Origin of the sequence: Streptomyces microflavus, assembly GCF_014650075.1 — a bacterium.
In the GTDB taxonomy this organism is placed as follows: domain Bacteria; phylum Actinomycetota; class Actinomycetes; order Streptomycetales; family Streptomycetaceae; genus Streptomyces; species Streptomyces microflavus.
Genome location: NZ_BMUG01000010.1, coordinates 1 through 19,641, shown reverse-complemented (window position 1 = coordinate 19,641; position 19,641 = coordinate 1). Strand labels below are relative to the sequence as shown.

Here is a 19,641-nt window from a genome sequence, read left to right as displayed (position 1 = left end):
TTCGCACGTACGCGGTCTCAGACCCCGGCGTAGGAGTGCAGACCGGTGACGAAGATGTTCACGCCGTAGTAGTTGAACAGCCAGCAGGCGAAGGCGACGAGCGCAAGGTAGGCGGCCTTGCGGCCCTTCCAGCCGGCCGTGGCGCGGGCGTGCAGGTAGGCGGCGTAGGCGACCCAGGTGATGAAGGACCAGACCTCCTTGGGGTCCCAGCCCCAGTACCGGCCCCAGGCGTCGCCCGCCCAGATCGCGCCCGCGATGATCGTGAACGTCCAGAGCGGGAAGACGGCCGCGTTGATGCGGTACGCGAACTTGTCCAGCGACGACGCGGAGGGCAGCCGCTCCATGACGGAGGCGGCGAACTTCCCCGGCGTACCCCCGGAGGCGATCTTGTTCTCGTAGCTGTCGCGGAAGAGGTAGAGCACCGTGCCGACCGCACCGAGGTAGAAGACGGCGCCGCAGATGATCGCGGTCGAGACGTGGATCCACAGCCAGTACGAGTGCAGTGCGGGCACCAGCTGGTCGCTGTCGGTGTAGAGCGTCGTGACCGCGATGCCGAGGTCCAGCAGGACCGTGGTGACCAGCGGGAGGCCGATCCAGCGGACGTTCTTCTTCAGCGCGAGCAGCACCAGGTACGCGCCGACCGCCACGGTGGAGAAGGTGATCGAGAACTCGTACATGTTGGCCCAGGGGGCCCGCTGCACCGACAGGGCGCGGGTGATGACACCGCCCGCCTCCACGACGAAGGCCACCACGGTCAGCGAGACCGCGATCCGGCCCCACAGGTCACCCTTGAACGTGCCGCCCGCGGCGCCCGGCCCGTCGGGCACGTCACGGGTGCCGGCGGCGGCGCGGGTGACGACCTTCGGCCGCTCCAGCACGGCGGTGGAGCCGGCCTGGACGACCACCGGGGCGGCGGCGGAGCCTGCCGCGCCGGACAGCGCGGCGGCCGTGCGGCCGACCTTGCTGCGGCTGCCGAGGACCCACTCCGCGATGTGCGCGAAGAAGGCCAGGGTGTAGACGGCCATCGACGAATAGATCAGCACATTGCTGGTGTGCGCCAGGCTCTCGTTGGTTGCGGCGGCGAGATTCACTTCTCAGCCCCTTCGGCAGGTGCTTCAGCAGGGTGTACGGGCCGGCTCCCGGCCTCGTTCGTGTCAGGATTCTCCGGCGCGTCAGGTTTCTCCGGCGCGACCGGCGCCGTCGTGATCAGGGCGGCCGCGAGGTCGCCCAGCTCCTCGGGGAGCTTCGCGGACTCGCTGCGGCCGAGGCCCGCCATCTCCACGACGGTCACCCCGTCGGCGCCCCGGACCGCCCGGACCCAGACCCGGCGGCGCTGGATGAACAGCGAGGCGGCGAGTCCGGCGATGGCGGCGACGGCGCCGCCGAGCGCGAGGCCGTTGCCCGGCTGCTGCGAGATCTGGAAGCTCGCCCACTCCTCGATGCCGTCGAAGGTGATCGAGCCGCCGCCGTCGGGCAGGTCCAGCTTCTCACCGGGGCGCAGCATCTTCTTGAGCAGCTCGTCGTCCTCGTTCTTGAACTCATTCATCTTGGACGTGTCGAGCTGGTAGACGTTCTGCGGCAGGCCGGAGTCCACCCCGAGGGAGCCGCTGTAGGCGCTCAGCGCCAGCACCGGGTACTCCGCCCCGGGGAACTGCGAGAACATCTGGCCCTTGCCCTCGCCCGCGAAGGTGGGCACGAAGAAGGCCTTGAAGCCGAGCTGCGTCTTGACGCCGTTCTTGTCCCGGTAGCCGTCCATCACCTTGATGGCACCGGTGGAGGTGATGTTGTTGTCGATCGGCAGCAGCGGTACGGAGTTCCGCGAGACGACCTTGCCCTTGCCGTCCCGGACGGTGACGACCGGGGCGTAGCCGTGGGCGATGAGATAGACCTTGGTGCCGTCCACGACGAGCGGCTCGTTGACGCGGATGACGCCCTTGCGCTCGGGCCCCTCGACGCCCTCGGTGTACTTCACCCGGGCCTCGAAGGTGCGGGGCGTGCCGCGCTGCGGGCCGCTCTCCTCGTACGTGCCGACGAAGTCGTCCAGGACGAAGCTGAAGGGGGCCAGCGAGTCCGTGTCGTAGAGCGAGCCGGACTTGAAGTCGTCGTACTGGGTCAGCGTGTTGGCGAAGCCGTCGCCCTCCACGACCAGCTTGCCGCCCTCGGACTTGAAGAGCTGCCCGGCGGCGAAGGCCACCAGCATCACGATCAGTGCGACGTGGAAGACCAGGTTCCCGGCCTCACGGAGGTAGCCCTTCTCGGCGGCGACCGCGTCGCCCACCGTGTGGGTCCGGAAGCGCCGCTTGCCCAGCACGCCGAGGGCCGCCTCGCGGACCTCCTCGGGCCCGGCCTCCGTGCGCCAGGTGGTGTACGCGGGCAGCCGGGTCAGCCGCTTCGGGGCGCCCGGCGGGCGGCTGCGGAGCTGGCCGACGAACTGGCCGGTGCGCGGCACGATGCAGCCGATGAGGGAGACGAACAGCAGGATGTAGATCGCGGAGAACCACACCGAGCTGTAGACGTCGAAGAGCTGGAACTTCTCGTAGATCGGGGAGAGCGTGGTGTGCTGGTCCTTGAAGTTCTGGACCTTCAGGTCGTCCACGCTGGTCTGCGGGATCAGCGAGCCGGGGATGGCGCCGAGGGAGAGCAGGAACAGCAGGATCAGCGCGACCCGCATCGAGGTGAGCTGGCGCCAGAACCAGCGGATCCAGCCGACCACCCCCATGGCGGGGACGCCGGTACCCGTCTGGGGCCCGGTCTCGGGCCGCTCCTCGCGGGGCGCGGTGGAGAGCCGCTCGCCGGCCGCGCTGTCGACGCGCTCCTGCTCGCGCTCGGCCGCGGTGGCGCCCGCGCCGGTGTCCGTGGTGTTCGTCTTGCCCATGAACTCAGATCCCCACAGTGAAGCCGTTGGACCAGGTCTGCATCTGCTGCATGAGCGTCGCCCACACGCCGGTCAGCAGCAGGATCCCGGTCACGATCATCATGCCGCCGCCGATCCGCATCACCCACGCGTAGTGGCGCTTGACCCAGCCGAACGCTCCGAGTGCCCTGCGGAAGGCGACCGCGGCCAGGACGAACGGGACACCGAGTCCGAGACAGTACGCGACCGTCAGTATCGCGCCGCGTCCGGCCGTGCCCTCGTTGAACGCGAGCGTGCTCACCGCGGCGAACGTCGGGCCCATGCACGGCGTCCAGCCGATCCCGAAGAGGGCGCCGAGCAGCGGTGCCCCGGCCAGGCCGCTCACCGGCCGCTTGTGGATGCGGAACTCTCGCTGGGTGACGCCCGGCAGGAACCCCATGAAGAAGACGCCCATGAGGATCATCAGGACCCCGAGGACCTTGTTGATCACCTCGGCGTGCATCTGGAGCTCCCGGCCGAAGAAGCCGAAGAGCGCTCCGCCCGAGACGAAGACCACGGTGAAGCCGAGGACGAAGAGCGCCGCGCCCGTCACGACCCGGCCGCGCCGGGCCTCGGCCAGGTCGGTGCCGGTGACCCCGGTGACGTAACTCAGATAGCCGGGGACGAGCGGCAGCACACAGGGCGAGAAGAACGAGATGAGACCGGCCAGCAGGGCGATGGGCAGGGAGACCAGCAGGGTCCCGCTCAGGACGGTCTCGTTGGCCGAGGCGAGCGTGAGCGTGGACTCGTGCCCGGCGAGCAGGGCGGTGCCGTGGTGGGTGGCGAGCGGGATCACCGGATCACTTCTCCGCGATGATCGGGTCGATCATCTCGTGCAGCTGCTCGGCGTCCAGCGGCTGGAGCGTGCGGGCCGCGATCTTCCCGTCCCGGTCGACGACCACCGTCGAGGGGATGGCCTGCGGGTTCACGGTGCCCTTGGGGAAACGGAGGATGAGCTTGCCGATCGGGTCGAAGAAGCTCGGGTAGGTGATCCCGTAGTCCTTCTCGAAGTTCACCGCGGGGTCCCGCTGCGCGTCCCGGGTGTTTATCCCCAGGAACTGCACGCCCTGATCGGCGGTCTCCTCGGAGACCTTCGCGAAGTACTTCGCCTCCAGGCGGCAGGGGCCGCACCAGGAGCCCCAGACGTTGAGCACGACGACCTTGCCCTTGTAGTCGGCGAGGTCGAGCGGCTTGCCGTCCAGGCCCTTGCCCTGGAGCTTCGGAGCCTCGGGGCGCTCCCCCTTCGCGACGGTGGAGATGCCCCCGCTGCCGGTGACGAAGTTGGTGTTGCCGCCGCCCTGGGCCTTGTTGCCGTCACCGCACGCGGTCAGCGTCAGGGCACCGGCCACGGCGGTGGCGGCGAGCAGGGTGAAGCGGCGTCGGGATGCGCGGCCAAAGCTCATGTGAAAAGTTTCGCATGGCAGTTCCGGCGATCTCCCGCACCCCCCTCGGTGCCCGTAAAGCCCCTTGTCAAGCCTGTTTAAAGAAGGAGTTCCAGCCGCCTGCGGGCGACTGTCCGACCTCCAGGGTGCGGAGCTTGGCGAGGACGGCGGGATCCTGCACGTCCAGCCAGTCGACGAACTGCCGGAAGGAGACGAGCCGCACATCCTTCTTGCCGGCCGTCTTCTTGATCACTTCTTCCACGGCATCCATATAGATGCCGCCGTTCCACTCCTCGAAGTGATTGCCGATGAAGAAGGGCGCGCGGTTCGTCGTGTAGGCGCGCTCGAAACCGGCGAGATACGCGCCTGCGGCCTGCTTGCGCCAGCCGGGATAGCGCGAGGGCATGCCCTTGGTCGAATTCTTCGACTGATTGGCGAGGATGTTGTAGTCCATCGAGAGGACCTCGAAGGAGTGGCCGGGGAACGGCATCCCCTGCAGCGGCAGATCCCAGACACCACCGCGCTTCACGGGCCACATCTGGCGGCCGCCGGGCGAACTGGCGTCGTAACGCCACCCCAGTTTGCTCGCGGTCGGCAGAAGATTGTCCTGGCCGAGCAGACAGGGGGTGCGCCCGCCGATCAACTCCTTTCGGTAGTCGAACGGCAGCGGGTCCTCGTTCTCCCAGCCGGTGTTGGTCCGCCATTCCGTGACGAACGACATGGCCTGATCGATCTCGCTCCGCCATTGCGCGGAGGTCCAGCGTTCGACGGAACCGGAACCGCCGCAGAAGTGCCCGTTGAAGTGGGTGCCGATCTCATGGCCGTCCAGCCAGGCCTGGCGCACGTACTTCAGCGTGTCCTTGACATGGCCGTCGGTGAGATAGCCGATGTCGGAGGCGCCGCGGGGGTTGTTCGGGGGACGGTAGAGGGATTTCTTCGACTCGGGCAGCAGATACAGCCCGGAGAGGAAGAAGGTCATCGCGGCGTCGTGCTCTTTCGCGAGATCGAGAAAGCGCGGGAACAGCCCGTTGCCGACCTCGCCCGCGCCGTCCCAGGAAAAGATCACGAACTGCGGCGGCGTCTGACCGGGTTCGAGCGGGACGGGGGCGGCGGGCTGATGGGGCTGCTTTCCGGTGTCGGCGGTGGAGCCGTCGCCGATCAGCCGGGCCTTGTTCTTCGGCGAACCGTTTCCGCTGCCCTTGCCGGCGTTGCCGGTGTCACCCTTGCCACCGCCGCCGTCATCGGACCGGCCGCCCTCCGCCGAGCCGGAGGAAGTGGAGAAACCACAGCCCGCGAGTCCGATCGCGGCGGCGGTGCCGAGCCCCGCGCCGAGCAGTCCCCTTCGATTGATGTCGCGCATGTCGTCCCCATCTGCGGTCGTTTTATCTCAAGGCCATACAAACTGCTGATGGGTGAGAGGCCTTGGACAACACGACGGTTCCGTGCAATTGGGGACTTTCAATACGCTTTACCTTGTGGCGGGGCCTGCGGGCAGCCCTGAGGGGCGCCCGGCCGAGCGGTGGGCAGCGCCCGTCCCACCCTGGGACTCTGCCGCGTCCACGTCAAGGCTGCTCCCCATCAGCTCCACCAGGGCGTCCGCCAGGAACCCGCGCCAGCAGGCGTAGTCGTGGCCGCCGTTGTGGAGATTGCGGGTGACCCGGTGACCCCGGGCGCGCAGCACCGCCTGGAGGGCCTCGGTGTGTTCCGCCATGGCCCCCTCGTGCAGGCCGACATCGAAGTGGACGGCGGCCCCGCGCACCGGGCCCCGTCCGGCCGGGAGTCCGTCGCGGAGGCCGGCGGCGAGCGTGGCCAGCCAGGGGGTGCCGATCGCGTCCGGCGCCACGGCCCCGGGCTCCAGGCCCGGCCGCCACCACAGCGACGGGGACTGCGCGACGATCCCGCCGAACCGCTCGGGCCGGGTGAGGCCGGCGTACAGCGCGGTCATCCCGCCGAGCCCCTGACCGGCCACCACCGTCCGGTCCGCCCGCGCGGTCAGCGGCCACCGGGCGCTCGCCCAGGGCACCACCTCGTCGGCGAGGAAGGAGACATAGCTCTCCCGGCCGCCCAGCTCCAGCCTGCGCGTGGCGGTGCCGACGGCGTCCGGGGCGAGGACCGCCAGCGGCGGGAGGAGCCCGTCGGCGATCAGCGCGTCCAGGGTGTCCTGGAGGCCGAGCCGGTCGAACCACATGTCGCCGTCGCAGAGCACCAGCAGGGGCAGGCGGCCCTGCTCCCCGGGCCCGTGCGCCGGCCGGTACGGGACGGCGGCGGGCGGCAGGTAGACCCACACGTCCCGCTCGGCGCCGAGGACACCGGCCGCGACGGCGTGGCGCTCGACGCCGCCGCGCGGGACAGCGGGCCGCCGGGCGGTCCAGGGCTGGGGCGGGGCCTCGGGCAGGGCGAAGACCGAGTCCTGCGCGTCACGCCAACGGGTCGCTATCCGGGCCGGGTTGAGCGGGTCGGCCCCGCCGTGCGCCCGCAGCGCCAGCAGCCGCCGCTGCAGCAGGGCGGGATCGGCGGGGGCGGCCCCGGCGGAGATGTCGGCCACCATCCGGTAGGAGCCGCGGTGGTCGGCGCGCAGCCGGAGGCCGAGGTGCCAGATGTCGGTGCCGGGCAGGTGGCGCAGGAGGGAGTCGGCGAGCCGGTCGTGCCCGGTGAGGCCCGGGGCCATCAGCAGGACCCGGCGGGTGGCGCGGTGGCCGCGCCACAGGAAGGTGACGGCCCGGTGGCCGGGGGCGTCGTCGAGCTCCTCGACGAGGGGGGTGCCGGTGCGGGCGGCCTCGGCCCAGAAGGCCTCGGTCAGGGCGTCCCGGGCGGCGGGGTCCCGGGCGGCTTCGAGCTGCCGGGCGAGCCGGGTCAACCGGGGGCCGGTGACCGGCCGGGGGGTGGCGTCCACGTCCGTACAGTCACTCATCGGCGTGCCTCACCGGGCTGGACCGCGGCGCCCGTCTCGGGTCGGGGAGGGGGGTCGGGGCAGGGTGCGTCATCGCTCCACCGTTCTCGTCAGAGCCAACTTAGCTTAGGCTAACCTAATCTAACGCACCGGCACTTCCCGCCCCTCCGGCACCGGCACTTCCCGCCCCTCCCGCACCGCCACTTCCCGCACCTCCCGCGCCACACCGCATACGAGAACGGGACCGGCCGCGCGGTGGCGGTCGGTCCCGTATGTTCGCGGCGCGTGAGGGGCTTACGCGCCGAAGGCCTTCGACTTCCCCTTCACCGGCTTCGCCCCGGCCAGCAGATGCGCGGGCACCAGGTCCCGGGCCGGCTCCGAGTAGCCGACCGAGACGATGCGGTCGCCCTGGTACGTGAAGCTGGTGAGCGAGGCCAGCGTGCACTGCCGCTTGCGCGGGTCGTGCCAGAGCCGGCGGCGCTCCACGAACGAGCGGACGATCCAGATCGGCAGCTGGTGGCTGACGCAGACCGCCTCGTGCCCGCGCGCCGCGTCCTTGGCCGCGTCCAGCGCGCCCATCATGCGGACGACCTGCTCGATGTACGGCTCGCCCCAGGACGGCCGGAACGGGTTGGTGAGGTGCTTCCAGTTGTCCGGCTTGCGCAGCGCCCCGTCACCGACACCGAAGGTCTTGCCCTCGAAGACGTTGGCGGCCTCGATGAGCCGGGCGTCGGTGGCCAGGTCCAGGCCGTGCGACTTGGCGACGGGCTCGGCCGTCTCCTGGGCGCGCTCGAGCGGGGAGGCGACGACATGGGTGATGTCGCGCTTCTCCAGGTGGCCGGCGACCCGGTCGGCCATCTGCCGGCCCAGCTCGGAGAGGTGGTAGCCGGTGCGCCGCCCGTACAGCACACCGTCCGGGTTGTGCACCTCGCCGTGGCGCACCAGGTGCACCACGGTGATGTCCTTGCGGCTTCCGTTCCCGCTGCTCATGCGGTGGCCTCCGATGCGGCACGGGCGGCGGCGGGCAGGGCGGCGGCGATGCGCTCGACCGCCCGCTCGTCGTGGGCGGTGGAGACGAACCAGGACTCGAAGGCGGAGGGCGGCAGATAGACGCCCTGCTCCAGCATCGAGTGGAAGAAGGCGGTGAAGCGGAAGGCCTCCTGCTTCTTGGCGTCGTCGTAGTTACGGACCGGCTCGTCCGTGAAGAAGACCGAGAACATGTTGCTCGCCGAGGAGACGGTGTGCGCGACGCCTTCCTTGGTCAACGCGTCACCTACAAGGGAGCGCAGTTCGGCGGAGACCGCGTCGATCTTCGCGTACGCCGCGTCGTCGAGCAGCCGCAGCTGGGCGAGGCCGGCGGCGGTGGCGACCGGGTTCCCGGAGAGGGTGCCCGCCTGGTAGACGGGGCCGACCGGGGCGAGGTGCGCCATCACGTCGGCGCGGCCGCCGAAGGCCGCGGCGGGGAAGCCGCCGCCCATGACCTTGCCGAAGGTCATCAGGTCGGGGCTGACGCCGTCGACGCCGTACCAGCCGGCCTTCGACGTACGGAAGCCCGTCATGACCTCGTCGGAGATGTACAGGGCGCCGTCCGCCGCGCAGAGCTCCTTGAGCCCCGCGTTGAAGCCGTCGGCGGGCGGGACGACGCCCATGTTGCCGGGCGAGGCCTCGGTGATCACACAGGCGATCTCGCCGGGGTGCGCGGCGAAGGCGGCCCGCACGGCGTCCAGGTCGTTGTACGGCAGCACGACGGTGTCCCGGGCCGTGGCGCCCGTGACACCGGGCGTGTCGGGGAGGCCGAAGGTGGCGAGGCCGGAGCCCGCGGCGGCCAGCAGGGCGTCCACGTGCCCGTGGTAGCAGCCGGCGAACTTCACGACCTTGGACCGGCCGGTGAAACCGCGCGCCAGCCGGATCGCGGACATCGTCGCCTCGGTGCCGGAGGAGACCAGGCGGACCTGCTCCACCGGTTCGATCCGCGCCACGATCTCCTCGGCCAGCGCGACCTCGCCCTCACCCGGCGTACCGAAGGACGTGCCCCGGGAGACCGCTTCCTGGACGGCGGCGATGACCTCGGGGTGGGAGTGTCCGAGAATCATCGGCCCCCACGAGCAGACGAGGTCGACATACTCCCGGCCATCGGCGTCGGTGAGGTACGGACCGGTGCCGGACACCATGAACCGGGGCGTACCGCCCACGGCCCGGAAGGCACGCACGGGTGAGTTCACGCCGCCGGGCGTCACGACGGACGCCCGGTCGAACAGCGACTGCGAAACTGGGGCTTCGTATGAATACGCCACTTTGGTCCTGATCTGCGATTCGGGTATCGGGAGGCCGGGCCGGAAAGTCCAAGGTAATCCCGGCCACCGGTGAGCAGGGAGCGCGCTCCCCTCGTATCACGGAAGAGCGTCGGCCCCCTCACGTCTGCGAAACTGGGGCGACACAGGGAAAGCTCACACATGCCATGGTGTCAGAGGCACGGACGGTCTTGCGGACAGGTGTTTCACCGCACGCCCGTGGGGGAGGTCACTGACACGATGATCGGGTTGCGCGGCGGGGGCTGTGTCTCCTAAGAAGTAGTCGGGTGGATGAGATATGCATCGCGGTGGCGGAGTGGGCGAAGGGACCGACGACCTGGGGCCCGAGCCTGCCCGGCGAGGGCGGCACCGGCGAAGGGCCGAGCGCGCACAGGGCAGGGGCGCGGAGAGCACACCGCCCCCCGGGAGCAGGAGCAGTGGCGGGATGGGGGTGACCTACAAGTATTTCGGCGCCCCGGACGGAGCGACCGCCGCACGGGTGCCCATTTCGATGCGCCCCGAGGAGCTGGGCGGCGACGAGCTGGGCATGGGCGGCATGTTCACCAAGATCAAGCCGGAGACGGTGGCCGCCATGGTCCTGACCGGCATCCAGGGCATACCCCTGCACAAGGTCCCCCCGCTGGAACTGGTCGTCCTCCACCCCGACTACGCGGTGGTCAAGCTCCCCATGACCGTCGTCGACCCGCTGCGCGGCGTCGGCGAGGAAGCGGTCGGCGCGGCGGCCTTCATCTGGTCCACGGTCCCCGACCGCGGCGGCCCGCGCGACGCCTTCAACGTCTACCAGCTGCTCCACGAGTGGCAGGACTTCTCCCACCGGCTGCACGACGCCGGGCACCAGGCGTACTGCCTGGTCTGGCCCTGACCCACCGGAGCCCGGCTGACGGGCGGGCGCCGACAACCGGTTGACCTGTCGCGCTGCAGCCACACCCGCTCTGTCGACAGGGTCCCGTCCCGTTGCGCGCGGCCTCAGCATGGAGACGGGAAGGGCTTGTGAGGGCAACGGCTGGTATTGGGGGGCACAGTGGAGATCGCGGCGTTAGTGGTATCGCTGGTAGCACTGGCTGTGACCGGAGCCGTCTCATTTCGGCAATTGCGACTGACTGAGCATGCCAACACGCTGCCGGTCCTTGTAGACCTCTTCCGCGAACATCGGAGCGAACGGCTGGCGCAGGCGCGGCAAGTCGTGCACGAGCGGCTGCCTGCCCATGATCTTTCAGCCGGGCTGGCCGGGCTGCCGGAACGGGATCGGGATCTGGTCCGTGAACTGGCCTGGTTCTACGACAATCTCGGGGCTCTGGTCGCTCATGGGGTGGTCGACATCGAACCCGTCTCCGGATACCTCGGCGGATCGGTGATCTCCGTCTGGGAAAGCATGCGACCGCTGGTGCAAGCGGAGCGTGACAAGCGGGCACAGAACGCTATGCCGGATCCGAATCGCTGGCAGGAATACTTCGAGAACCTGTACCACCTCGTCCGCGAGACTCCGGCGGACCGAGCCCGGGCAGCAACGCACCTGTGGCGGCTTCCGCCCGCCGGGCATTGACGAAGGTGCTGGCGGTCCCTTCGCGTTCGCGGTCCCTTCACGCCAAATAAATGGCTGAAGTCCGGTCTTCAGCCCACCCGCCCGAAACGCCGATGGAGAGGACACCGACCCTCAAGGAGGTCCGCCGTGGGCGATGTGCTGCTGGCCCTCTCCATCCCCGTACTCGTCTTCGCCAGCGGTATCTACGCGGCCTGCGACTGCTGGTGGCGCCGCAGGCACCCCGCCCCGCCGTCCCCGTACACCCACCGCGCGGCCCGCCTCGCCGAGCAGGACATGCTGCTCCTGGCCGAGGAGATCGTCGACGACGCGTACGCCGCACTCGGCCCCCTCTACGACCGCCCGGCCGCCCAGGCCCCCGCCGCCGGCCGGCCCGCCGCCCTCAGCCCCCGGCCGGACGCCACCCCGGATCGCGTCCCGTCACGGCCAGCACCCGCTCGAAAGCCGTAGCCCCGGCCCCCACCGGGAACGGCTCGCCGAACACCTTCATCTCCCGGGCCTGCGGCGCCAGGGCCGCCAGCCCCGGGCCCACCTCCTCGACCACACCCGGGTCCGGAGCGAACTCCGCGCCCGTCGCCCGCGCCAGGTCCCACGCGTGCACGGTCAGATCACCGAGCACCATCAGACCCACCGTCCGGGCCGGCAGCCCCATCTGCCCGGTCGTGCCCTCCTCCGCACCCGGCACGCCCCACGCCTGCACCAGCCGGGCGGTCTCCGCACCGAACCTGCCCCGCCAGTCACCCGTCACGAAGTCCGGCTCCTGGCCGAAATCCGCCTCCTCACGGGCCGCGAGGGCCTGGAAGTTCACGACCACCTGGAACAGGTGGTTCACCAGCGCCCGTACGTCGTACTCCCCGCACGGCGTACGGCGGTCCAGCTGCCCGTCGTCGATGCCCCGCACCACGGGCAGGGCCCGGTCCGCGGCGGCTTCCAGCAATGCACTGATCGTCTGTGTCATGGATCCCACGCTCCCCTTCCGGACCGCCCGCGTCTTGAAGAAACGCGACAGGCCCCCACGGGCTCCTTAGGATCGACGTCATGGCCGCCGGACCTCGCCGCGACACCCGGGGCATCGTGGACGCCCCGGACCTGTTCACCCGCGTCCGCTTCCGCCGCCGCGAGCCCGCCCCCGCACTGCGCCCGTACCTGGAGCACTACTGGCTCATCGACTGGGACCTCGACCAGCCGTACGCCGCCCACGTCGTCCCGCACCCGTCGGTCAACCTCGTCCTCCAGCGGTACGAGGCCGGGGAGAGCGCCCGCGAGAGAGCCGGGTACGCCGAGGTGGCGGGCATCGGCCTCGGGCTCTTCACCCAGAAGCTGACAGGGCGCGGGCGGGTCTGCGGGGTGCAGTTCCGGCCCGGCGGATTCCGCCCGTTCGCGCCGGAGCACGCCCTGAGCGACCTGACCGGGCGCCGGACCGACGCCGCTGAGGTGCTCCGTACGCCCCCGCCCGTCGGCGCGGTCCTGGACCCGGCCGACGAGGACGCCCGGGTCCGCGCACTCGACGCCTGCCTGCTCGCCCTGGAACCCCGGCCCGACCCGCAGGCCACGCTGGCGATGGAGCTGGTCGACCGGGTACGCACGGACCGCTCGGTGCGCCGGGTCGGGCAGCTCGCACGGAGCGCGGGGCTCTCCCCCCGTACGCTGCAGCGGCTCTTCTCCGCGTACGTCGGCGTCGGGCCCAAGTGGGTCATCCTCCGCTACCGCATCCACGAGGCGCTGGAGCGCGCCGAGTCCGAACCGACCGTGGACTGGGCACGGCTGGCGGCCGACCTCGGCTACAGCGACCAGGCCCACCTCGTACGGGACTTCACCGCGACGGTGGGCGTGCCACCGACGGTCTTCACGCCACCACCGCCGTAAGCCCGCCAACTCCTGGCGGCCCGACCCACCGTAAGCCCGCCAATTCCCTGGCAGCCCGCCCCTCCCCGGTGACATCCTGACCCGGTGAACGGACCCGAGATCACCCTCGAAGTAGCCCCTGAGCTGCGACTCTTCGTCCCCCACGAGCGCCGCGGAGGCCCCACCCGGCTCACCACCGACGGCGCCTCCACCCTCGGCCACGTCATCGAGTCCCTCGGCGTCCCGCTCACCGAGGCCGGCACCCTGCTGGTGAACGGCGAACCGGTGGCCCGCTCGCACGTCCCGGGACCGGGCGAACACATCGACGTACGGGGGATCGAGCGCCCCCAGCAGGTCCCCGGCGCGCCCCTGCGCTTCCTCCTCGACGTCCATCTCGGCACACTGGCACGCCGGTTGAGGCTCCTGGGCGTGGACGCGGCGTACGAGAGCGAGGACATCGGCGACCCCGCGCTCGCCGCCCTCTCCGCGCGGGAGCGGCGCGTCCTGCTCTCCCGGGACCGCGGGCTGCTGCGCCGCCGGGAGCTCTGGGCGGGGGCGTACGTCTACAGCGACCGCCCCCAGGAGCAGCTCCGCGACATCCTCGGCCGCTTCGCCCCGCACCTCGCCCCGTGGACCCGCTGCACCGCCTGCAACGGGACGCTGGCGGAGGCGGACAAGGACGCGGTGAGCGATCTGCTGGAGCACGGCACGCAACAGGCGTACGACGTGTTCGCCCAGTGCACGGCGTGCGCCCGGGTGTACTGGCGGGGCGCGCACCACGGCCATCTGGAGACGATCGTCGCCGACGCGGTACGGGAGTTCGGCGGCGCGGCGGCGTATCGAGCGGAGGCGCAGGGCGACGGCCTCAACCGGTGATGTGCCGCAGATACGCCCGCGGGTCGGCGAGGTAGCGCCGCCAGTGGTCGACGAGGGCCAGGTCCGCCCATCGCACCCGCTCCATGCCGTCCTCCCCCACCTGCACGATGTCGGCGCCCGGCAGCGCGGTGAGCAGCGGTGAGTGCGTGGCACACACCACCTGGCCGCCCGCCTTCACCAACTGGTCCATGTGCCCGAGGAGTTCGAGGCAGGAGCCGAAGGAGAGCGCGGCCTCCGGCTCATCCATGACGTACAGCCCCGGCACCACGAACTTCTCCCGGAAGGCCGCGAGGAACCCCTCCCCGTGGCTGAGGGAGTCCGGCCCGAGATTCTCCCGCTCCAACGCGTCCAGGGCGGTCTCCGCGCGCAGGAAGAACCCCTTGCGCGCGGACCGGCTGCCCACCATCCGCCGCCCCCGGGGCGCCGCGTCGAAGCGGACGCGCTCACCGAGCACGGACTTGCCCCGCGAGGTCGCGTACTTCCAGTCGAGCGACCCGCCGTACGAGTCCAGCCCGAACCCCTCGGCGAGGGCTTCCACCAGCGTGGACTTCCCCGACCCGTTCTCGCCCACCAGGAAGGTCACCGGGGCCCGGAACCGCAGCCCCTCGGCGAGGAACTGCCGCACGCACGGCACCGACCAGGGCCACTCCCCCGGATCGGGGGAGTCCACATGGGCATACGCGCGTTCGACGATCACCTCACCATGATCACCGGTTCAGAAGGCGTACGCATCCCCCGTGGCGGGTGCGAGCACCTGATGCACGTTGTTCTTGGGGTCCGTGTCCCGCACCCCGCCGTTCCAGACGGTGTCGAGCCGCACGATCACCTCGTCCGGGCCGCCCGCCGGCTCCAGGTCGAGCGCGGTCTGCCGGGCCCCGCCACCGGAACGCAGCCCGCCCGTCTCGCAGAGCACGGTGGCCTTTCCGGACCGGAGGCAGCCGTACGGCAGCTCCTGGGTCACTGCCAGCGGCGCGGAGAAGCGCAGCCGTACGGTCGAGGCGGTCACATCGGAGGGCCCCAGGTTCTCGCTGCGGATCCGGATCGCGATGTGGCCGCCCGAGAAGGAGACGTACCCGTGGTGGGAGAGGTCAGCCTCGGGCAGGGGAGCAGCCCCGACCACCTCACCAACAGGCGCCTCGGGCACAGGCGCCTCGGACGCCGGCACGCCGGATGTCGGCGCCCCGGAAGTCGGCGTCTCGGGGGAGGTCCCGGCCGAAGCGGCCGCCCCCGGCACCACGGCCGCCACCAGTACGGTCATCGCCGCCGCCATCGCCGCGGCGGCGGACAGTGGCATCAGCAGTCCTCTACGCGTCAGTCCCATGCCTGGAACATACCGATCACACCGAATAACCCTATTAAATGACGGATCCGACGCGCTCTTACCCACCCGCACAGCCCACGGGGAACCCCGAACGGCTCCCCGAGGCCCCCTGTCCGGTCCGTGGAGGCGGGGCAGACCGGGCGGGCAACGGCTGCATATTCTTGCCCCGTTACCGATCAACTGCCCGAGGAGATCGCCATGACCGCCACCCCCATCGCCGTCATCACCGGCGCGAGCAGCGGCATCGGCGCCGCGACCGCCCGCACGCTGGCAGCAGCCGGATACCGGGTCGTACTCACCGCGCGCCGCAAGGACCGGATCGAGGCGCTCGCCGCCGAGATCACCGAGGCGGGCCACGAGGCGACGGCCTACGCCCTGGACGTGACCGACCGCACGGCCGTGGACGAGTTCGCCACCGCGTTCCGCTCCCTGGCCCTGCTCGTCAACAACGCGGGCGGCGCCCTGGGCGCCGACCCGGTGGCGAGCGCCGACCCCGCCGACTGGCGTCAGATGTACGAGACGAACGTCATCGGCACCCTCAACCTCACCCAGGCCCTGCTCCCCGCCCTCACCGCGAGCGGCGACGGCACGATCGTGATCCTCTCCTCCACCGCCGCTCTCTCCTCCTACGAGGGCGGCGGCGGCTACGTGGCCGCCAAGCACGGCGAACACGTCCTGGCCGAGACCCTGCGCCTGGAGATCGTCGGCACCCCGGTCCGCGTCATCGAGGTGGCCCCCGGCATGGTCAAGACCGACGAGTTCGCCACCACCCGCTTCCGCGGCGACACCGAGAAGGCCGCCAAGGTCTACGCGGGCGTGGACGCCCCCCTGACCGCCGAGGACGTGGCCGACACGATCGGCTGGGCCGTCTCCCGCCCCAGCCACGTCAACATCGACCTCCTGGTGGTCCGCCCCCGCGCCCAGGCCTCCAACACGAAGGTCCACCGCACCCTGTAGCGGATGCGGTGGACCGGGCGGTGGTGAGGCGGCTGGGGCAATGGGGCCTCAGCCCTTCACACACACGACCTGCTTAAGCTTCGCGACGACCTCGACCAGGTCCCGCTGCTGGTCGATGACGCGCTCGATCGGCTTGTAGGCGCCGGGGATCTCGTCCACCACCCCGGAGTCCTTGCGGCACTCCACGCCCTGCGTCTGCTCTTCCAGATCCTTGGTCGAGAAGCGCTTCTTCGCGGCGTTCCGGCTCATCCGCCGGCCCGCTCCGTGGGACGCCGAGTTGAAGGACTTCTCGTTGCCGAGACCCTTGACGATGTACGAGCCCGTGCCCATGGAGCCCGGGATGATCCCGTAGTCCCCGGAGCCGGCCCGGATCGCCCCCTTGCGGGTGACCAGCAGGTCCATGCCCTCGTACCGCTCCTCCGCCACGTAGTTGTGGTGGCAGGAGATGACCGGTTCGAAGGTGACCCGCGCCTTCTTGAACTCCTTGCGGACGACGTCCTGGAAGAGCCCCATCATGATCGCGCGGTTGAACTTCGCGTACTCCTGCGCCCAGAAGAGGTCGTTGCGGTAGGCCGCCATCTGCGGGGTGTCCGCGACGAACACCGCCAGGTCCCGGTCGATCAGACCCTGATTGTGCGGCAGCTTCTGCGCCTGGCCGATGTGGAAGTCGGCCAGCTCCTTGCCGATGTTCCGCGAGCCGGAGTGCAGCATCAACCAGACAGAACCGGTCTCATCGAGACAGAACTCGATAAAATGATTACCTGATCCGAGCGTTCCCATCTGCTTCGTGGCACGTTCCTGACGGAACTTGACCGCTTCCGCGATCCCGTCGAACCGCCCCCAGAAGTCGTCCCACCCGGACGTCGGGAACCCGTGCAGCTTCCCCGGGTCGACGGCGCCGTCGTGCATCCCGCGGCCCACCGGAATGGCCTGTTCGATCTTGGAGCGCAGCCGTGACAGGTCGCCGGGAAGATCGTTTGCGGTCAGGGACGTCCTGACCGCGGACATCCCGCAGCCGATGTCGACCCCCACCGCGGCCGGGCAGACCGCACCCTGCATCGCGATCACCGAACCGACCGTGGCCCCCTTGCCGAAGTGGACGTCCGGCATGACGGCGAGACCCTTGATCCACGGCAGCGTGGACACGTTTCGCAGCTGCTGCATGGCGACGTCCTCGACCGACGCCGGATCGGTCCACATCCGGATGGGGACCTTCGCCCCCGGCACCTCTACGTACGACATAACTCCTCGATTCCCCCGAGATTCCCCCGAAAAGACTGAAAGCGCAAAACCGGGCCCAAGGTCGGCAAACAAGTCGGCCGACCGGCATTCACAGCGGCGCGTGCGATACACATTGTGTCCATCGGCCGCCTCCGAGCGGCAACATGTTTTCCGTACCGAAGGGAGCCTGGGACGGTGCGACACATGGCGTACGTACCCGGCGTCGCGCTCCTCGCAGCGCTCGCCGTGGGCTGCAGTGCCGGCTCCGACGGCAGCGCGAGCGACGCCGACAGCAAGCCGGGCGGCCCCACCGTCACCACCGCGCCCCCGGGCAAGTACCGGACCCTGCCCGCGCCCTGCCGTGCCGTACCCGGCTCCACGCTGAAGGACCTGCTGCCGGGCGTCGCGGAGCTTCCCCAGCAGCAGCAGGAGAAGGCGTTCCGGGGGTCGCCGACCGTCACGTACGACACCGACCGCAAGGTCGGCTGCAGCTGGAAGTCCGATGCGCCGGACTCCACCCGGAACCTCTCGATCGACTTCGAGCGCGTCGTGTCGTACGACCCCGCCGTGAGCGACGACGACCGCGCCCGCACGCTGTACGCGAAGAAGGAGACCGCCGCCGATCTGTCGGGGGTGACCACTCCCCCGGGGCCCCCGGAGAAGCCCGCGGGCAGCGCGGCAGGGGAAGAGACAGGGACCGGGAAGCCCGGCGGCGGCGAGGGCTCGGCCGGCCCCTCGCCCTCCGCGTCCGGCTCCACCTCCGGCACCGCGTCCGGCACCCCGGGCGCGCCCGGCGGCGGCAGCGAGGACCTCCGGCCGCGGGTCCTCGACGGGCTCGGAGATGCCGCATTTCTGGACGATCTCCTCACCCGGGCAGGTTCCACCGCACAGCACCGCACGGTGAGCGTGGTATTCCGCACATCGAACGTGATCGTGACCGTCCGGTACGGCGAGCAGCCGGCCCTCGTCACCAAGGTGCCCGACAGCAAGGAACTGCAGGACAAGGCCCAGGCACTGGCCCGGAAGCTGGCCGAGGTGATCAGCGAGTAGGGCCGCTCCCGGCCCCTCCGGACGGCCGGTCCACGGGCCGCCCGGGTCCGTGACCGGGGCGCCGCGGAGCCGCCACCCGTCGTAACGTGGCTCTCCGGAAGCCTCCGGAGATCCGCCGGACGGTGTCCGAAGACGCACCGCCCGCCCGCCAACGAGCCCGACCGCACACCGCACGACCGAGCCTCCACGAACGAGACCTCCGTGCCGTCCGAGTGAAGGAACCATGCACCGATCAGCTCCGCGACTGTCCCGCATACTCGCCTGCGCCGCCGTTCCGCTGATGCTCGTAGCCGTCGGCTGCTCGTCGGACTCCGGCTCCGGCTCCGGCGCCGAAGGCAAGAAGAACGCGGGCTCCTCGTCGTCCGGCACCGGCAGCACCAAGCCGACGAAGCCCGCGGTCGAGCCGGCGAAGTTCACCGACCTGCCCGACGCGTGCACCTCGATCGCGAAGAAGACCATCGCGGAACTGGTGCCCGAGGCCAAGAAGAAGGGCGGCACCGCAGGCCGCTCCAGCGACCTCTCGGTGCGGGGCAGCTGCTCGTGGAACGGCCTGGACGACAAGGGCGTCAAGGGCTCGCAGTACCGCTGGCTGGACGTCGCCTTCACCCGCTTCGGCTCGGACCAGTCGCTCGGCAGCGGCGCCGCGCGCGCCACCGAGGACTACACGAAGCAGATCACCAAGGAGAAGGCGAGCGAGGGCGCGCAGAAGGTCGCCGCGGTCGCCGCCCCCGGCATCGGCGACGAGGCCACGGCGATCACGTACAGCCTCAACAAGACGGACGAGGACTTCGAGAACGCCACGATCGTGGCCCGTACGGGCAATGTCGTCGTCACCCTGACCTACAACGGCGCGGGCTACGCGGGGGCGAAGACCCCGTCCGCGGCGGACATCCTCAAGGACGCCCAGAAGGCGGCCAAGGAGGCGGTCGCCGCGGTCGGCGCCACCGCCGGTTCGGGCAGCGCGGAGGCCACTCCGCCGGCCGGGGGCGCCAAGAAGACCCCGTCGGCCGGGAAGACCGAGGACGACGGGAAGAAGGACGACAAGAAGGCCTCCTCGAAGGCCACGGCCAAGTCGTGACCTGAGCGGGCCCGGAGAGCCGAACTCCCAGGCCGCGCACCGTTTTTCCGAAGCCCGGTCCTCCTCGGAGGGCCGGGCTTCCCCCCTCCCCGCGCAACGGCACTCGCACACATGTGCCAGGCTGTGCCAGCGCCGGACGTGGATGCCGGTCCGGGAGAGAAGAAGTCGGGGAGGGGAGCGCCGGTGGCCGCCATACCGCTGACACGCACGCACCGGATACTCATCGGAATCGTCGTCGCCGGTGCGGTGGTCATCGCCGCGATCGGTTTCGCGGGC

20 protein-coding genes are annotated in these 19,641 nt (G+C 70.7%); 8 read left to right on the top strand and 12 right to left on the bottom strand.

Translation table 11 applies throughout. The annotated features are described in order from the left end of the window. Nucleotides 1-17: 17 nt before the first annotated feature. The 8 genes from ccsB to hemL form a co-directional block, all read right to left on the bottom strand. Nucleotides 18-1,091, bottom strand: a complete 1,074-nt coding sequence (gene ccsB / locus IE264_RS27030; RefSeq protein WP_032760680.1) for a c-type cytochrome biogenesis protein CcsB — start codon at nucleotides 1,089-1,091, stop codon at nucleotides 18-20. Continuing rightward, entirely contained in the window at nucleotides 1,088-2,875 is a 1,788-nt protein-coding gene (gene resB / locus IE264_RS27025) for a cytochrome c biogenesis protein ResB (protein WP_032760678.1), read from the bottom strand. Before resB ends, ccsB begins: the two co-directional genes overlap by 4 nt. 4 nt (nucleotides 2,876-2,879) lie before the next feature. Continuing rightward, entirely contained in the window at nucleotides 2,880-3,689 is an 810-nt protein-coding gene (locus IE264_RS27020; protein ID WP_015609260.1) for a cytochrome c biogenesis CcdA family protein, read from the bottom strand. 4 nt (nucleotides 3,690-3,693) lie between these two features. Beyond that, nucleotides 3,694-4,296: a TlpA family protein disulfide reductase gene (locus IE264_RS27015; protein WP_015609261.1), complete on the bottom strand. Its 603-nt coding sequence runs from the start codon at nucleotides 4,294-4,296 to the stop codon at nucleotides 3,694-3,696. A gap of 67 nt (nucleotides 4,297-4,363) precedes the next feature. After that, nucleotides 4,364-5,635 carry a polysaccharide deacetylase family protein gene (locus IE264_RS27010; RefSeq protein ID WP_032760676.1) on the bottom strand — a complete coding sequence of 424 codons (1,272 nt, stop codon included), beginning with the start codon at nucleotides 5,633-5,635 and terminating at the stop codon, nucleotides 4,364-4,366. 108 nt (nucleotides 5,636-5,743) lie between these two features. Beyond that, nucleotides 5,744-7,186, bottom strand: coding sequence for an enterochelin esterase (fes, locus tag IE264_RS27005; RefSeq protein ID WP_032760674.1), 1,443 nt, complete (start codon nucleotides 7,184-7,186; stop codon nucleotides 5,744-5,746). Nucleotides 7,187-7,459: 273 nt separating this feature from the next. Then, on the bottom strand, nucleotides 7,460-8,155 hold the full coding sequence (locus tag IE264_RS27000; RefSeq protein ID WP_015609264.1) for a histidine phosphatase family protein: 696 nt from the start codon (nucleotides 8,153-8,155) through the stop codon (nucleotides 7,460-7,462). Next, on the bottom strand, nucleotides 8,152-9,423 hold the full coding sequence (gene hemL, locus IE264_RS26995) for a glutamate-1-semialdehyde 2,1-aminomutase (protein ID WP_078657667.1): 1,272 nt from the start codon (nucleotides 9,421-9,423) through the stop codon (nucleotides 8,152-8,154). The genes IE264_RS27000 and hemL overlap by 4 nt, the downstream gene beginning before the upstream one ends. Before the next feature lie 478 nt (nucleotides 9,424-9,901). Here hemL and IE264_RS26990 point away from each other — a divergent pair, with 478 nt between their 5' ends. The 3 genes from IE264_RS26990 to IE264_RS26980 all read left to right on the top strand — a co-directional run bounded on the left by IE264_RS26990 (nucleotide 9,902) and on the right by IE264_RS26980 (nucleotide 11,467). Next, nucleotides 9,902-10,339 carry a hypothetical protein gene (locus tag IE264_RS26990; protein WP_015609266.1) on the top strand — a complete coding sequence of 146 codons (438 nt, stop codon included), beginning with the start codon at nucleotides 9,902-9,904 and terminating at the stop codon, nucleotides 10,337-10,339. A gap of 159 nt (nucleotides 10,340-10,498) precedes the next feature. Beyond that, nucleotides 10,499-11,020 (top strand): DUF4760 domain-containing protein, encoded by a 522-nt coding sequence (locus IE264_RS26985; RefSeq protein WP_143675023.1) that lies wholly within the window; start codon nucleotides 10,499-10,501, stop codon nucleotides 11,018-11,020. A gap of 126 nt (nucleotides 11,021-11,146) precedes the next feature. Continuing rightward, complete coding sequence (locus IE264_RS26980) at nucleotides 11,147-11,467, top strand: hypothetical protein (RefSeq protein WP_032760668.1); 321 nt, start codon at nucleotides 11,147-11,149, stop codon at nucleotides 11,465-11,467. Here the strand turns inward: IE264_RS26980 and IE264_RS26975 are convergent. Next, a complete protein-coding gene (locus IE264_RS26975) occupies nucleotides 11,400-11,975 on the bottom strand; it encodes a TIGR03086 family metal-binding protein (RefSeq protein WP_032760666.1) in 576 nt (191 codons plus the stop codon). The genes IE264_RS26980 and IE264_RS26975 overlap by 68 nt on opposite strands. An 80-nt stretch (nucleotides 11,976-12,055) precedes the next feature. On the opposite strand from IE264_RS26975, the gene IE264_RS26970 reads away from it, so the two are divergent. Together IE264_RS26970 and IE264_RS26965 are read left to right on the top strand one after the other, a co-directional pair. Next, entirely contained in the window at nucleotides 12,056-12,883 is an 828-nt protein-coding gene (locus IE264_RS26970) for a helix-turn-helix domain-containing protein (protein WP_032760663.1), read from the top strand. A gap of 84 nt (nucleotides 12,884-12,967) precedes the next feature. Then, complete coding sequence (locus tag IE264_RS26965; protein WP_032760660.1) at nucleotides 12,968-13,738, top strand: Mut7-C RNAse domain-containing protein; 771 nt, start codon at nucleotides 12,968-12,970, stop codon at nucleotides 13,736-13,738. On the opposite strand, the gene IE264_RS26960 is transcribed toward IE264_RS26965, so the two are convergent. Continuing rightward, nucleotides 13,728-14,435 (bottom strand): AAA family ATPase, encoded by a 708-nt coding sequence (locus IE264_RS26960; RefSeq protein WP_032760658.1) that lies wholly within the window; start codon nucleotides 14,433-14,435, stop codon nucleotides 13,728-13,730. The genes IE264_RS26965 and IE264_RS26960 overlap by 11 nt on opposite strands. 18 nt (nucleotides 14,436-14,453) lie before the next feature. Further along, a complete protein-coding gene (locus IE264_RS26955; protein ID WP_229887799.1) occupies nucleotides 14,454-15,059 on the bottom strand; it encodes a hypothetical protein in 606 nt (201 codons plus the stop codon). A 198-nt stretch (nucleotides 15,060-15,257) separates the two neighbouring features. Between IE264_RS26955 and IE264_RS26950 the strand changes: the two genes are divergently transcribed. Beyond that, nucleotides 15,258-16,016 carry an SDR family NAD(P)-dependent oxidoreductase gene (locus IE264_RS26950; RefSeq protein ID WP_032760654.1) on the top strand — a complete coding sequence of 253 codons (759 nt, stop codon included), beginning with the start codon at nucleotides 15,258-15,260 and terminating at the stop codon, nucleotides 16,014-16,016. 48 nt (nucleotides 16,017-16,064) lie between these two features. Here IE264_RS26950 and IE264_RS26945 read toward each other — a convergent pair whose 3' ends face one another. Then, the gene (locus tag IE264_RS26945) at nucleotides 16,065-17,258 is read right to left on the bottom strand and encodes an RtcB family protein (RefSeq protein WP_032760652.1); all 1,194 of its coding nucleotides are present in this window, start codon (nucleotides 17,256-17,258) and stop codon (nucleotides 16,065-16,067) included. Nucleotides 17,259-17,441: 183 nt separating this feature from the next. Between IE264_RS26945 and IE264_RS26940 the strand changes: the two genes are divergently transcribed. After that, nucleotides 17,442-18,287, top strand: coding sequence for a hypothetical protein (locus IE264_RS26940; RefSeq protein ID WP_032760650.1), 846 nt, complete (start codon nucleotides 17,442-17,444; stop codon nucleotides 18,285-18,287). A gap of 223 nt (nucleotides 18,288-18,510) precedes the next feature. Continuing rightward, nucleotides 18,511-19,365, top strand: coding sequence for a hypothetical protein (locus tag IE264_RS26935; RefSeq protein ID WP_032760648.1), 855 nt, complete (start codon nucleotides 18,511-18,513; stop codon nucleotides 19,363-19,365). Nucleotides 19,366-19,641 lie beyond the last annotated feature (276 nt).

Excerpts from the sequence above, each read along its gene's own strand:
- resB (WP_032760678.1), bottom strand. The coding sequence starts at position 2,875 with ATGGGCAAGACGAACACCACGGACACCGGCGCGGGCGCCACCGCGGCC.
- fes (WP_032760674.1), bottom strand. The coding sequence starts at position 7,186 with ATGAGTGACTGTACGGACGTGGACGCCACCCCCCGGCCGGTCACCGGC.
- IE264_RS26950 (WP_032760654.1), top strand. The coding sequence starts at position 15,258 with ATGACCGCCACCCCCATCGCCGTCATCACCGGCGCGAGCAGCGGCATC.
- IE264_RS27000 (WP_015609264.1), bottom strand. The coding sequence starts at position 8,155 with ATGAGCAGCGGGAACGGAAGCCGCAAGGACATCACCGTGGTGCACCTG.
- IE264_RS26975 (WP_032760666.1), bottom strand. The coding sequence starts at position 11,975 with ATGACACAGACGATCAGTGCATTGCTGGAAGCCGCCGCGGACCGGGCC.
- IE264_RS26945 (WP_032760652.1), bottom strand. The coding sequence starts at position 17,258 with ATGTCGTACGTAGAGGTGCCGGGGGCGAAGGTCCCCATCCGGATGTGG.
- IE264_RS26935 (WP_032760648.1), top strand. The coding sequence starts at position 18,511 with ATGCACCGATCAGCTCCGCGACTGTCCCGCATACTCGCCTGCGCCGCC.
- IE264_RS26955 (WP_229887799.1), bottom strand. The coding sequence starts at position 15,059 with ATGGGACTGACGCGTAGAGGACTGCTGATGCCACTGTCCGCCGCCGCG.
- IE264_RS27010 (WP_032760676.1), bottom strand. The coding sequence starts at position 5,635 with ATGCGCGACATCAATCGAAGGGGACTGCTCGGCGCGGGGCTCGGCACC.
- IE264_RS26990 (WP_015609266.1), top strand. The coding sequence starts at position 9,902 with ATGGGGGTGACCTACAAGTATTTCGGCGCCCCGGACGGAGCGACCGCC.
- IE264_RS27015 (WP_015609261.1), bottom strand. The coding sequence starts at position 4,296 with ATGAGCTTTGGCCGCGCATCCCGACGCCGCTTCACCCTGCTCGCCGCC.
- IE264_RS26970 (WP_032760663.1), top strand. The coding sequence starts at position 12,056 with ATGGCCGCCGGACCTCGCCGCGACACCCGGGGCATCGTGGACGCCCCG.
- IE264_RS26940 (WP_032760650.1), top strand. The coding sequence starts at position 17,442 with ATGGCGTACGTACCCGGCGTCGCGCTCCTCGCAGCGCTCGCCGTGGGC.